The 12092-nt window shown below is 66.6% G+C and carries 11 protein-coding genes and 2 pseudogenes; 5 read left to right on the top strand and 8 right to left on the bottom strand.

Translation table 11 applies throughout. The features are described from left to right. Positions 1–156 precede the first annotated feature (156 nt). Positions 157–1374 (bottom strand): LeuA family protein, encoded by a 1218-nt coding sequence (locus tag HAPAU_RS10710; RefSeq protein WP_245634096.1) that lies wholly within the window; start codon positions 1372–1374, stop codon positions 157–159. A 343-nt stretch (positions 1375–1717) separates the two neighbouring features. Here HAPAU_RS10710 and HAPAU_RS10705 point away from each other — a divergent pair, with 343 nt between their 5' ends. Together HAPAU_RS10705 and HAPAU_RS10700 are read left to right on the top strand one after the other, a co-directional pair. Further along, positions 1718–2170, top strand: a complete 453-nt coding sequence (locus HAPAU_RS10705) for a ferritin-like domain-containing protein (protein WP_066382454.1) — start codon at positions 1718–1720, stop codon at positions 2168–2170. Positions 2171–2295: 125 nt separating this feature from the next. After that, on the top strand, positions 2296–2589 hold the full coding sequence (locus HAPAU_RS10700; RefSeq protein ID WP_066382453.1) for a DUF5779 family protein: 294 nt from the start codon (positions 2296–2298) through the stop codon (positions 2587–2589). A 109-nt stretch (positions 2590–2698) separates the two neighbouring features. Here the strand turns inward: HAPAU_RS10700 and HAPAU_RS10695 are convergent. Both HAPAU_RS10695 and HAPAU_RS10690 read right to left on the bottom strand, forming a co-directional pair. Beyond that, positions 2699–3977: pseudogene (locus HAPAU_RS10695) on the bottom strand (MFS transporter). A 44-nt stretch (positions 3978–4021) separates the two neighbouring features. Then, the gene (locus tag HAPAU_RS10690; protein ID WP_066382452.1) at positions 4022–4702 is read right to left on the bottom strand and encodes a VOC family protein; all 681 of its coding nucleotides are present in this window, start codon (positions 4700–4702) and stop codon (positions 4022–4024) included. Between the two features lie 94 nt (positions 4703–4796). Between HAPAU_RS10690 and HAPAU_RS10685 the strand changes: the two are divergent. From HAPAU_RS10685 to HAPAU_RS10675, 3 genes and pseudogenes are all read left to right on the top strand, one after another. Further along, positions 4797–6265: pseudogene (locus HAPAU_RS10685) on the top strand (aldehyde dehydrogenase family protein). A 37-nt stretch (positions 6266–6302) separates the two neighbouring features. Beyond that, a complete protein-coding gene (locus tag HAPAU_RS10680; RefSeq protein WP_066382451.1) occupies positions 6303–6983 on the top strand; it encodes a hypothetical protein in 681 nt (226 codons plus the stop codon). Positions 6984–7025: 42 nt separating this feature from the next. Further along, positions 7026–7436, top strand: a complete 411-nt coding sequence (locus tag HAPAU_RS10675) for a hypothetical protein (protein WP_066382450.1) — start codon at positions 7026–7028, stop codon at positions 7434–7436. 1 nt (position 7437) lies between these two features. Here HAPAU_RS10675 and HAPAU_RS10670 read toward each other — a convergent pair whose 3' ends face one another. The 5 genes from HAPAU_RS10670 to HAPAU_RS10650 are packed head-to-tail and all read right to left on the bottom strand — an operon-like array spanning position 7438 to position 12074. After that, complete coding sequence (locus HAPAU_RS10670) at positions 7438–7647, bottom strand: ribbon-helix-helix domain-containing protein (RefSeq protein WP_066383217.1); 210 nt, start codon at positions 7645–7647, stop codon at positions 7438–7440. Between the two features lie 32 nt (positions 7648–7679). Beyond that, positions 7680–8588 (bottom strand): S-layer glycoprotein N-glycosyltransferase AglJ, encoded by a 909-nt coding sequence (aglJ, locus tag HAPAU_RS10665; RefSeq protein ID WP_066382449.1) that lies wholly within the window; start codon positions 8586–8588, stop codon positions 7680–7682. Between the two features lie 38 nt (positions 8589–8626). Next, positions 8627–10075: an oligosaccharide flippase family protein gene (locus tag HAPAU_RS10660; protein ID WP_066382447.1), complete on the bottom strand. Its 1449-nt coding sequence runs from the start codon at positions 10073–10075 to the stop codon at positions 8627–8629. Then, positions 10072–10977 (bottom strand): alkaline phosphatase family protein, encoded by a 906-nt coding sequence (locus tag HAPAU_RS10655; RefSeq protein WP_066382445.1) that lies wholly within the window; start codon positions 10975–10977, stop codon positions 10072–10074. The genes HAPAU_RS10660 and HAPAU_RS10655 overlap by 4 nt, the downstream gene beginning before the upstream one ends. Then, a complete protein-coding gene (locus tag HAPAU_RS10650) occupies positions 10974–12074 on the bottom strand; it encodes a sulfatase-like hydrolase/transferase (protein ID WP_066382443.1) in 1101 nt (366 codons plus the stop codon). Before HAPAU_RS10650 ends, HAPAU_RS10655 begins: the two co-directional genes overlap by 4 nt. Positions 12075–12092 lie beyond the last annotated feature (18 nt).

The raw sequence follows: 12092 nt of genomic DNA, 5'->3' as shown, positions 1-12092 counted from the left end.
CGCGCGCCACGACCGCGTCGCTGTCGGAGGGGGCTCCCTCGAAAGCGGTGGTCGTCTGCATCTACCTCACGGGTCGGCAGCCGGGGATAATAACCCTTGCGAGTCGAACAATCGTTGCCGCGGCGTCGCTGGACGGCGGGCGTCCGAGGGGGCATCTTACGCTCTGACCTCCTCGTGGCGCGCGACGTCGATCTCGCGGGCGAACCGCTCGACGTCGGAGCGTGTGACGCGGTTCTTCTCCGCGCCGTAGTCCTTGACTCGGCGGGTGATCTCCCTGACCTCGCTTTCGGTCGGGTCGAAGCCCGCCTCGGTCAGGAACTCCCGCACCGAGTGGGTCCCAGTGTGTTTGCCCAAGACGAGTTCGCGCTTCGCGCCGACCATCTCGGGGGTCATGATCCCCGGTTCAAATGTATCGGAGTTCTCGATCACGCCCGCGGCGTGGATCCCGCTCTCGTGGCTGAAGGCGTTGGCCCCGACGATCGGCTTGTTCGCCGGCACCGGGACGTCGCTTTTGTCCTCGATCAGGCGCGACAGCTCGGTGATCCGGGTCGTGTCGATGCCGGTATCCACCCCGTAGATGGATTCCGCGGCCATCACGACCTCCTCGTAGGCGGCGTTGCCCGCGCGCTCGCCGATCCCGTTGACGCTGACCTGAGCCTGCTCGGCGCCGGCTTCGAAGCCGGCGATGGCGTTCGCACTCGCCATCCCGAAGTCGTCGTGGGCGTGGACGTCGACCCGTGCGTCGGTGTGCTCGCGGACGAGCTTCACTAGCGCGCTCATCCGACTGGGGGTCGCGACCCCGCAGGTGTCGGGGATGTTGACCCAGTCGACGCCGACTTCGTCGACGGCCTCGAGGATCTCGATCAGGAACTCGCTGTCCGTGCGCGTGGCGTCCATTGGCGAGAACATCACCTCGACGCCCGCGTCGTTTACTCGCTCGATGGACTCGACCGCCCGCCGCTTTACGTCCTCACGGGTGGCGTGCATCGAGTCCTCGATCTGGACGTCGCTCGTCGAGACGAAGACGTGGATCATCCCCACGCCCGAGTCGATGGCGCTCTCGACGTCCTTCTCGACGACGCGGGCCAGCCCGCAGACCGTCGAGGTGGTCGAGGCGGCGATGTCGCTGACCGCCTCGAACTCCGCCTCCGAGTTGACGGGGAACCCGGCCTCGATGACGTGAGTCCCCATCTCGTCCAGCACCGCTGCTATCTCGCGCTTGTCGTCGTAGCTGAACGACGTCCGCGGCGTCTGCTCTCCGTCACGTAGTGTGGTATCGAAAATCCGTACCGTCTCGATCTCGTCACTGGAAGCTAACGTGCCCTGGAAGAACTCGACCCCCCCGACTGGTGTCGGAGGCGTCCATGTTGTTATTAGACATGGTACTCGGTTCCAGCACCTCCCCACTATATAAACCCTCCGTTGTGACGGTCACCCCTGGCTGACCCTCCAGTTCGCTACACGGTCATCTGTCGGAAAACCGCAAGAGGGAGGCGACATATAATGACCTTAATCTCATTAGTCGTCTGGAAACGGTATCGCAGTCGATACCGATACACTGCCGACGATAGAATAAATTACGAGTATATTTTAATGAAATGTATAATCCCATCGGTGGCGCGCGCTCCGAAACCGACCGTTCGGTATCCCCTCATCGTTCCGATGGGATCCGAGCCACCGGACACACTGAAGAGGCTGGCACTCGAAGGGGAACCGTATGACGAGCGATCAGGTCATCGACCTCCTGCAGGAGGCGTACAACGACGAACTCGAGACGGTGATGAACTACTTGACGAACTCCATCGTCCTCGATGGGGTCCACGCCGAGGGGATCAAGGAGAGTCTGGATCTCGACGTCGACGAGGAGCTGAACCACGCCCGGATGTTGGGCCAGCGACTGAAACAGCTCGACGCCCGCCCGCCGGCCTCCTTCGACTTCGAGGCGGCCCAGGAGGGACTCCAGCCCCCCGAGGACAGCACGGACATCCTCAGCGTGATCGACGGCGTCATCGCGGCCGAGGACGACGCCATCTCGACGTACCGCTCGCTGATAGACGCCGCCGAGGAGGCAAACGACCCCGTCACCGAGGATCTGGCGGTCGAACTGCTGAGCGACGAGGAAGCCCACCGCGCGGAGTTCCGCGGCTTCCGCCGAGAGTACAAGGACTGAGACGGTCGCTCGCATCCGACCGCGGACATCTCGACCGCACGGGCGATCGACGACGAGAGACGACGACCGTCCGTACGAGCCGGCGACGACGCTAGGTTTTTTGCGGACCGGGACCACCCCCGCGTATGGCTGACTTCAATCTCGACCTCAGATCCGTCGAGGAGCACATCGACGACGAGGAGGGCGAGGAGGACGCGAAGATCACGCTCGGCGTGCTCGACGGGACCACCCCTCCCGAGGAGTGGATCGACGCGTCCGAGCGCGGCGAGGTGCTCGTGCTGGCGGTCGACGGCGACCTGAACGAACTCGCAAGCGGGTTCGCCCGCCAGATCAGCGAATCGGGCGGCGAACTCGTTCACTTCCGGGACTTTTTGATCGTCACTCCCGTGGACGTGACCGTCGATACCGACCGTCTCTGAGGCGCCCGGGAGGATCCGACTCACGACCCGGACTCCGGACCGACACGCTCATCCACGATCGCGGGCGGATCGGGGGCGTGACAAGGTCGCCTGCCGTCGATCCCGATCCCTACCACTCGGCGAGCGCGCTCGTCCCGTGATCGCGTACGAGAATGACGAGGAAGGTCAGCACGCCCGTGATGGCGAACGTGCCGCCGACGTAGAACACCGAGGCCATACTCACGGCCGTCATCAGCCACCCACCGAGAAGCGGTGCGATCACGCTACCGGGCCGCCAGACGAGCTCGCGGATCCCGAAACTGGAGGCCACGCCACCGTCCGCAGTGCCCTCGTCGGCGAAGAGCGCCATGCTCGCGGGCTCGCGGAGGCTGTCGACGACCCCCCAGCAGCCCCGAGAGCACGATCAGCGGGACGAACGCCGGCGAGAGCGCACCGAAGACCGGGTAGCTCGCGGGCAACCCGGCGGCCGCTCCGATCGCGGGCGAGAAGGGCACCACGAGGGCGATTATCCCGTACAGACCGCCGCCGACGAAGACGAACGCGGCCCGGCCATACGAGTCCGAGAGCCGGCCGGTGAAGGGCTGACAGAGCATATTGGTGAACTTCTCGGCGACGACGGTGAGGCTGACCGCGAGCGCACCGTAGGCAAGCCCACCCTGGGCGGCAGCCACGCCGGCGTAGATCGGTACCCAGGTTCGGACGAGTGTCACGGCGAAGGCGTACTGCACCCGGAAGGAGGTCACGGTGAGGATCCGCCGATTGAGTGCGAGGTCGGTGAAAGGAAAGCCCGGAATGCGGGTCTCGTCGGGGTTCAGGTAGCGAAACCCGCCGGTCCACGCCGCCGTGGTGAGGACGACGATGACGGCGAAGACGGGGGTGAAACCGAACGCCTCGTAGAGCGCGCCCGCCGAGAGGCTTCCGAGGATCGAGGCGGCGAAACTCGCGGCGTTTGCCTTCCCGATGTAGTTCGCCCGGGTGCCGGCGTCGGCGATCTGCCCGACCAGCGAGAGGCTCATCAACGCCGCGCCGGTCACGGCGACCCCCTGAAGCCCGCGTGCCAGGACGAACGAGGCGCTCGAATCGACCAGCGGGAACAGGGCGTAGGCGACGATTCCGATCCCGAGCGAGACCAGCAGGACCAGCCGTTTGTCGAACCGGTCGCCGGCCCACGCGATCGGTATCACGGCGACGGTCTGGGCGAGCGTGAAACCGGAGGTGTACATCCCGATGACGAACCCGGCGCCGACGGTCACGCCGAGGACGGTCGTCCCGGAGGGATCGAGCGTGTTGATGTAGTACGGCAGCAGCGTGATCAGCGTGATGAAGCCAAAGCCCTCGGCGAATCGCGTGGTGTAGAGCGTGAGAAACTGGAGGGAGTCGTCGTCCACATCGGCTCTCGCGAGGGGCCCGGCATAGCCGTTTCGAAACGTAGCTACTCGAACGTCAGATAGTGGCCATCGGGGTCGAGAGCGCGAACCCCACCGTCGAGCGACTCGACCGCGCAGGCGCGGTCTCTGACCCGATCGACGAGCGGTTGTGGATCGTCGCTTCCGAAGCCCAGATCGACGTGGACGCCGCCGCGGGCGTCCGCCAGTCCCAGTTGGGGCTCCCAGAGTTCCAGATCCATCGGGCCCGCCAGCCGGATCCGACGGCGCTCGCTCCCTCGATCCGTGACCTCGAAGCCGAGATCGGTGTAGAAGTCCTCGGCGCGACCGAGATCTGCCACCTCCAGGACCACCTCGAAGATCCCGGTGATCCCCTCGCCCTCGCTTTCGTCACCCACCTCCCCGATCTCGACGCAGTGGCCATCGGGATCGTCGACGTACAGCGAGCGCGCGGATCCGAAGGTGTGTTCGTCGGGATCGAGATCCTCCAAGCGTTCCCACCACTCGTCGTACTCTTCGGCCGGCGCGGAGAAGGCGTAGTGGGTGTGGAGACCGCCACGCGGAACGCGTTTCGGGCGGCGCAGTATCACCTCCGTCTCGCCCGCCCGGAGGACGACCTCGGTGTCGTTCTCCCGTTCGACGGGCAGGTCGAGACGCGTCGTGTAGAACTCGCGGGCCCGGTCGAGATACGTGACCTCGAGGGCAAGCCACCGTAGGGAGTCGAGCATGGACGGGAATTCTCACGGACCATCATAAGTCGTGAGGCGGCAATCCCGAGGGAGCGGCCGGGAACTCTTGAACCTCGCGGCCCTGCTTCCTCCTATGCGCGAACTACCGCGACTGGGCGGCGACGGGTGGGAATTGCTCTACCTCGACGGGGAGTGGGAGACGCGCGAGGACCGCCTCGCTGTCGAGGACCCCTACGAGCGCGAGGAACTCGTCTCGGTTTCGGCGGCAAGCGAGGAAACCGTCGACGAGGCCTATGAGGTCGCGGCGGAGGCCCAGACCGAATGGGAGGAAGCCCCGCCACAGGAGCGTGCCGCGGTGATCCAGAACGCGCTTGAAGTCATCGAGGAGCGCCACGAGGAACTGGTCGAGCTGTTGGCCCGCGAGGCTGGGGGCACCCGTTTAAAGGCCGAGGTCGAACTCGACACGGCGACGGGGATGATGGAGCTCGCAGCGAGCTTCCCACTCGATTCGCCGGGCCAGCACGACCGCTCAGTCACCCCAGGCAAGGAGAACATCGTCAAGCGCGAGCCCGTCGGCGTCGTGGGCGTGATCTCGCCGTGGAACTTCCCGTTCCACCTCTCGATGCGCGCGCGGTCGCGCCGGCGCTGGCGCTCGGCAACGCAGTGGTCTTGAAGCCGGCCTCGGACACCCCGATCACGGGCGGGCTGGCGATCGCGCGGATCTTCGAGGAGGCCGGCTTACCTGAGGGGCTTCTCAACGTCGTCCCCGGCCGGGGTTCGGAGATCGGCGACCGCGTCGCGGGCCACGAGATCCCCCGCGTCATCGCCTTTACCGGCTCGACGCCGGTCGGGCGCGGGGTCGCGAGCCGGGCCGCAGAAGCCCTCTCGGAACCCGCGATGGAACTCGGTGGCAACAACGCCCACATCGTCCTTTCGGACGCAGACCTCGACCAAGCGGTCGACGCCGGTGCCTTCGGCAGCTTCGTCCACCAGGGCCAGGTCTGTATCTCGATCAACCGCCACCTAGTCCACGAGTCGCTATACGACGACTACGTCGCGGTGCTCGCAGACAAGGCGGAGTCGCTCCCGACGGGCGACCCGAAAGACGAAGAGACGATCGTCGGGCCGATCATCAACGAGAGCCAGCGCGACCAGATGATCGAGTACATCGAGGAAACTATCGAGCAGGGTGCGACCCTCGAAGCCGGCGGCGAGGTCGATGAGCTGGTGCTGGAGCCGACGGTGCTTTCGGGGGTCGAAAACGACATGGCCGCCGCATGCAACGAGCACTTCGGTCCCATCGCACCGGTGATCCCGTTCTCGGACGACGAAGAGGCGATCGAACTGGCCAATGCCACCGAGTACGGCCTCTCGGGCTCGGTACACTCGGGCGACCGCGAGCGCGCAGAGCGGGTCGCAGACCGGATGGAGACGGGAATGATCCACATCAACGACCAGCCGGTCAACGACGAGCCCCACATCCCCTTCGGCGGGGTCGGGGCCTCGGGGATCGGCCGGTACAACGGCGACGCGATCAAGGACGAACTGACGACGACCAAGTGGATCTCGATCCAGCGCGAGGAACGCGAGTACCCCTTCTGAGGCGGGTTTTATCCGGTTGGGAGACCTACCCTCGCCCATGCCGATGAAACAGGGCGGCGAGGCGCGCGACGCACACAAGGTCCTCAAGTTCGACGGCGGGTTCGCCTGGATCGCCTATCCCGACGAGGAGATGCAACGGGCGAGCCACGCGCTCGTCTCCGACGGGGACGTCTGGCTGGTCGACCCGGTCGACGCACCCGATCTGGACGACTGGATCGCCGAGGCGGGCGACCTCGCGGGCGTCGTTCTGCTACTCGATCGCCACACGCGCGACGCCGCCGAGGTCGCGAACCGCCACGGGGTATCGGTGTACCTCCCGGAGGCGCTTGCCGACGCCCGACGGAAGATCGACGCGCCCGTCGAGACGTTCTCGAAGACGCTTCCCGGGACCGATTATCGCGTCTTCACCGTTCTCGACACGCCCGTCTGGACGGAGGCGGGGCTGTACAACGACGAGACCGGTACTCTGGTGGTCGCCGAGAGCGTCGGTACCGCCGAGTTCTTCCGTGCGCCGGGCGAGCGCCTCGGGGTCCATCCCGCCCGGCGGCTGTTCCCGCCGACGGCGCTTCGCGGCTTCGTCCCCGAGCGGATCCTCGTCGGCCACGGCGAGCCGATCACGGACGAGGCACCGGCGGCGCTTCGGGAGGCACTCGCGGGCTCGCGGCGCAACTCGCCGCGGCTCTACGCGAAGAGTCTGAAGACGTTCCTCCCACTGTAACTGGCAGAATAGTTATGTTTGTGGAGCGAGTAGGGAACGCGAGTGGCCCACATCACGCGCGGATTGGCGACGGCCCTGCTCGAATTCGCCGAGGAGGCCGAACCCGAGCCCTTCAGCGCCGGCCTCGGAACGACGCCCGCAGGCGAGTTCGAGGTCGCCCTCGACTGTCCCCCCGAAACGCCGGTCTTCACGCACTTCTATCACCCCGACGCGGGCGGGTCGGTGAGCGCGGTCTTCGGGATGGATTTTTCCACCCCGGCCGGTCGGACGCACGGACGGTTCGTCTCGCACCCACAGGGCGAGTTGAAGGTCGAACTCACCGACGACCTCCACGCGACGATGTTCGTCGCGGTACCGCCGTGGGGGTTCGACGAACTCGCGGTTTTCGGCAGGCGGGGCGACCGCCAACCGCTCGATCTGATCGAGGCCGAGCCGCCGATGGAGACGCTGTAGATCACTTGAGGTAGCCCAGATCCCTGAGTTGATCCGCGATCTCCTCGAACTCCGCCTCGGTGAGTTCGCCTCGCTTCTGGTGTTGGATGACGATACTCCTGAGGAGAAATCGCACGAGATCGCTGGTGGACTGGAAGCTCGTGCCCTCGATGGTCTCCTCGACGCGCTCGGCGAGGTCCTTCGGGATCGAGACGGTGGTATACTCGGTCACGTTCTCGGGCTTACGGCCGAGGCCCAAAGCCGTTATCGCTCCCGGTCGAGCCGGCGCATCTGTTCGCGATGCAGCGTGACGATCAGGTCCGAGAGCAGGCCGAACATGATCAGTTGCATCCCGAAGAGGAACGAGGAGGCGGCAAACAGCGCGAGCACCTCGTGGGGGATCGACCGGACGAACCACTCGTAGGCGACCCAGCAGGCGACCGTCACGCCGACGAGCATCGAGGCGAACCCGACGCTGCCGAAGTAGAACAGCGGGTTATGGGTGCGCGCCAGCCGATACAGAGTCAGCACGATGACGCTCCCGTCGCGAAACGGCCGAAGGTTGGTGTCCGAGGCGTCGGGGCGCGGCTCGTAGCGGATCGGCACCACCGCGGTCGGGACGTTCCGGCGCATACACTCGACTGCGAGTTCGGTCTCGATGCCGAACCCGTCCTCCGCGAGGGCCATGCGCTCGGCCGATTCGCGGGTAAATGCCCGATAGCCGCTCAGGATGTCGCCCAGGTCCCGCCCGTGGATGTAGGCGAAGGCGCGGTTGATCAGGCCGTTGCCCGCACGGTTCAGCCGCCCCATCGCGCCGTCGGCCATATCGGCGAACCGGTCCCCGATGACGTGTTCGTAATCGCCGGAGCGGAGCGGTTCGAGCATCGCGCCCGCGTCCTCCGGCGAGTAGGTGCCGTCGCCGTCGGCCATCAGCACGTAGGGGGTCTCGATGTGCGAGAGGGCCTCCCGAACCGCCTGTCCTTTACCCGTACCTGATTGCGTGATGACGCGCGCGCCGGCCTCGGCGGCGATCTCCCGGGTCCCGTCGCTCGAGTCGCCATCGACCACGAGGACGTTCGAGAGCCCCTGCTCGCGAAACCCCCGGACCACGTCGCCGATGGTTTCGGCCTCATCCAGGGTCGGCAACAGCACACAGACGTCGCCGTCGTCCATCGTCGAAGGGCACGGCGACCCCGAGTAAAAGCCTTTTTTTACCGCCCGAGACGCGACTCACGAACGACGCCCTCGATGGTTACTCGGAGTTTCGGACTCCCGATCAGGAGGACGACGCCGTAGACGAGCGCCCCGACGGCGACGACGGCGAGCAGGTGGTACCATCGCTGAATCGGGATCGTCCCGCGGAAGAGGACGACGACGCCGACCATCACCGTTGCGGCCCCGACCTGTTCGAGGAGCGTTCGGGGGAGGAGGTCGACATCTGGGAGCGTCCGGCGGACGTACGCCGCCGAGACGGCGTAGCGGAGCGATTCGGCGATCACGGTCGCGACGACGACCCCGATCGCGCCGATCTCGAGGACGAGAGCGATCCCGAGGACGACGTTGATCCCGAGGGTCAGCACCGAGAGGACGGTGTTGACGTCGGGCCGGTCGATGGCGTCGATCGTCCGCGAGAGCGGGCCCCGCTGGGTCGTCAGCAGTTGGTAGACGGCCAGTCCGATCAGGAAGGTGTCCGCGGGGGCGTACTCGGGGCCGTACAGGGTGACGACGAGCGGTCGAGAGAGGGCGAACGCGCCGAAGACCATGGGGACGGCCAGCACGCTCGAGAACGCAAGCGTGTTCGAGACGTCCTCGGCGAAGGGCTCGTCCCGGCTGTGTTTGTGACTCACGCGGGCCATCAGTCCGCTCGCGGCGGTCATCATGACGAACGCCGCGGGGAGGGTGAGTTTGAACGCGACCTCGTAGTAGCCCGCGACCGCCGGCGTCAGGAGGAATCCCAACAGCAGGACGTCGAAGCGGTCGTAGGCCTGCCCGAGAAACGAGTTGGGAATGCTGTATCTGGCATAGGACCACAGGCTCCGGAGGGTCCCGCGGGAGGGGCGCGTCGGTCGTCCGTCGACGAACCGCCAGAGGAGGGGAATCACAAGCAGGGTCGCGGCCGCCAGCCCGTAGGCCATCCCGGCGGCCCCGAACCCCAAGAGGACGAACGCTACCTGCAAGGGAAACGTGAGCGCGGACCTGACGGTGTCGATCCACGTCGCCGCGCCGACGAGTCCCCGGGCCTGGACCACCTGCTCGACCGGTTCGTACAGCGTGACCGCGACCAACAACAGCGCGAACATGACCGGCGCCGCCGGAAGCCCCGTATAGTCGATCAGCCACTCCGAGCCGATCAGGAGGGCGATCCCCGCCAGGGCGACCCAGACGACGGTAAAGGCGAGCAGACCGCCGAGGATCTCGTTTCCGTTCGCCGTGGCCTCGGAGTAACGTTTCTTTGTCGCCGACCCCCACCCGGAGACGGCCCGGTCGGCGAGTTTGACCAGCGAGAACAGGAGGTAGAACCCGCCGAAGCCAGTCGGGCCCAGAACGCGGGCGAAGACGATCGTCCCGACGAACCCGATGGCCGCCATCGTGAACTTCGCGACCGTCGCCTTTACCGTTTCACCGCCGAGGCTGACGCTCGAGGCGTCGGTCCCGGTCATTCGAGATAGCCCAGTTCCCGCAACCGCTCGGTCGGCATGTCGAGTTCCTCGCGTTCGACGCGTGTATCGGTGACCCGCGCCTCGATCCACTCCCGGACCTCGAAGACCGACGTCGGATGGTCGTCAGCCGTCGTGCTCGCATAGGCCCGCCACGAGTGACCCGCGGGATCCTCGCCCTCGTCGCCCGGATAGAAGGCCGTTCGCATCCCGTGGTCGCTCAGAAGCAGGAGGTCGTCGTCGGGGCCGAGGGCCGCCTCGATCCCCGCGACGAACGCCCCGACGCGCCCGTAGACCCGCCGGAGGGCTGCCTCGTCGTCAGCGTAGGCGTGGCCCGCGGCGTCGAGCGTGTGGACGTGGACGCCGGCCAGCGAGACAGGGTGGTTCAGCATCTCCCGGGCCCAGCCGAACTGCCCGGCACAGAGCCCGAAGAGGTCGCGCTCGAACTCGTGGCGGGGGGCCCCCTCCGAGGCCGCGTTCATCAGGTCCCAGGCGCGCTGGAGGTAGCTTCCGTCGTGGATGCCGGGCCAGTTGTGAACCACCGCGCCGTCGCGGTCGAACACCGAGTCGGCGTCGGTCTCCCCGATTCGTTCGCGCTCGCCCGTGTGTCGGCGGACGAACCCGCCGAGCGTCCCGCGGGTGGACTCGCTGAACCGCCCGCTGACCCGCGAGAGTGCCGAGAGAACGGCGCTGTCCCACTCGCTGGTTCCCGCTCCCGTGACGCCGTGGTCCTCGGGCGGGAGGCCGGTCGCGACGGTCGCCCAGACCTCGGGGGTGTAGGGGGTGTCCTGGGTGTGGGCGAACGTCTCGATTCCGCCACCCGAGTTCAATCGGAACGCCTCGATGTCGAAGTGCTCGACCAGCCCGGCATCCAGCGCGTCGAGCGCGAGGACGACCAGCGTCATACGTATCCCAGATCCTCCAGGTCCTCCCGGAGCGCGTCCTCCTTGACGACGTACTCGGGGTCGAACCGGTCGTGGGCGCGTTCCAGATCCGGATCGCTCGTCCGCTCGCCGTCGGTCAGCCGGCAGGTTCCCTCCGCCGTAGCGATGTGTTCGGCGTTCATCGCGGCCTTCCGGTCGCCGTAGGCCGCGAAGGCGACCTCTCGGCCGAGCGTTCCCAGCCCGTGGTTCTCGCCCCGGAGGATCGTGGGCACGTCAATCAGCGAGACGACCTCGCCGAGTTCGGGCGCGTTTTTCGTCGCGAAGGGCACCCGGAGGAGATCGGGGCGCATCTTGCCGGGATGACCCCACAGTCCGCCCTCGCCGAGCAGTTCCCCGTGGTCCGCACAGAAGACGACCCGCGTCTCGGCGGGGATCGCCTCCCAGAGCGCTTCGAGTTTCTCGTCGAGTTCCCGGATTTCCCGCGCGTAGAGTTCGCGGACCAGCTCCTCGTCGTCCTCCGAGCTCTTCCCCGCGAGGACCTTTCGCGTGACGCGCTGGGCCTCCGCCCGGCTCACCGACGCGCCGTCGGGATCGTAGGGGTGGTGGGGCTCCATGAAGTGCAGCCAGCCGAACCACTCCTCGTGGGGCTCGGTTTCGCTCAGAAACTCCTCGATCACGTCCTCGGCCGGCCGGAACGACTTCTCGACATCACCGATGAAACCCTGTAGTTGCTGGTAGCGACCCCATCCCCATCTTACGATCTCGTAGGGAATCGTCCCCCTCGTGAGGTGGATCGCACCCTTGTCCTTGATCGTCTCGCCGCCGCCCTTCGGCGACGTGAACGCGTCGAAACCGACGTCGTAGCCGTACGACTCGGAGAGCAGGTGGTTGGTCGTGATCCCGACGCTATAGTTCTCAAATGTACTGGCGACCGACTCGCCCTCAAGGCCGGTCCCCGTGGCGTACTCGCCACCGACGATGGCGGGGAAACTCCCCATCGTCGCGGTGCTGGTCGCAAAGGCACGGTCGTGGGTCCGATCGAGGAACGCCTGCGTCGCGGGCATGTGTTGGAAGTGGTCGTGCCGGAGGGAGTCGACGGTGAGCAACAGGGTGTTCATGGGTGATCCCCCTCGGAA

This window comes from Halalkalicoccus paucihalophilus, assembly GCF_001593955.1.
Lineage (GTDB): Archaea > Halobacteriota > Halobacteria > Halobacteriales > Halalkalicoccaceae > Halalkalicoccus > Halalkalicoccus paucihalophilus.
Note: the sequence above shows the minus strand (reverse complement) of the source record. Positions and strands in the feature narration are given on the sequence as shown.

Excerpts from the sequence above, each read along its gene's own strand:
- HAPAU_RS10705 (WP_066382454.1), top strand. The coding sequence starts at position 1,718 with ATGACGAGCGATCAGGTCATCGACCTCCTGCAGGAGGCGTACAACGAC.
- HAPAU_RS10700 (WP_066382453.1), top strand. The coding sequence starts at position 2,296 with ATGGCTGACTTCAATCTCGACCTCAGATCCGTCGAGGAGCACATCGAC.
- HAPAU_RS10690 (WP_066382452.1), bottom strand. The coding sequence starts at position 4,702 with ATGCTCGACTCCCTACGGTGGCTTGCCCTCGAGGTCACGTATCTCGAC.
- HAPAU_RS10680 (WP_066382451.1), top strand. The coding sequence starts at position 6,303 with ATGCCGATGAAACAGGGCGGCGAGGCGCGCGACGCACACAAGGTCCTC.
- aglJ (WP_066382449.1), bottom strand. The coding sequence starts at position 8,588 with ATGGACGACGGCGACGTCTGTGTGCTGTTGCCGACCCTGGATGAGGCC.
- HAPAU_RS10660 (WP_066382447.1), bottom strand. The coding sequence starts at position 10,075 with ATGACCGGGACCGACGCCTCGAGCGTCAGCCTCGGCGGTGAAACGGTA.
- HAPAU_RS10655 (WP_066382445.1), bottom strand. The coding sequence starts at position 10,977 with ATGACGCTGGTCGTCCTCGCGCTCGACGCGCTGGATGCCGGGCTGGTC.
- HAPAU_RS10650 (WP_066382443.1), bottom strand. The coding sequence starts at position 12,074 with ATGAACACCCTGTTGCTCACCGTCGACTCCCTCCGGCACGACCACTTC.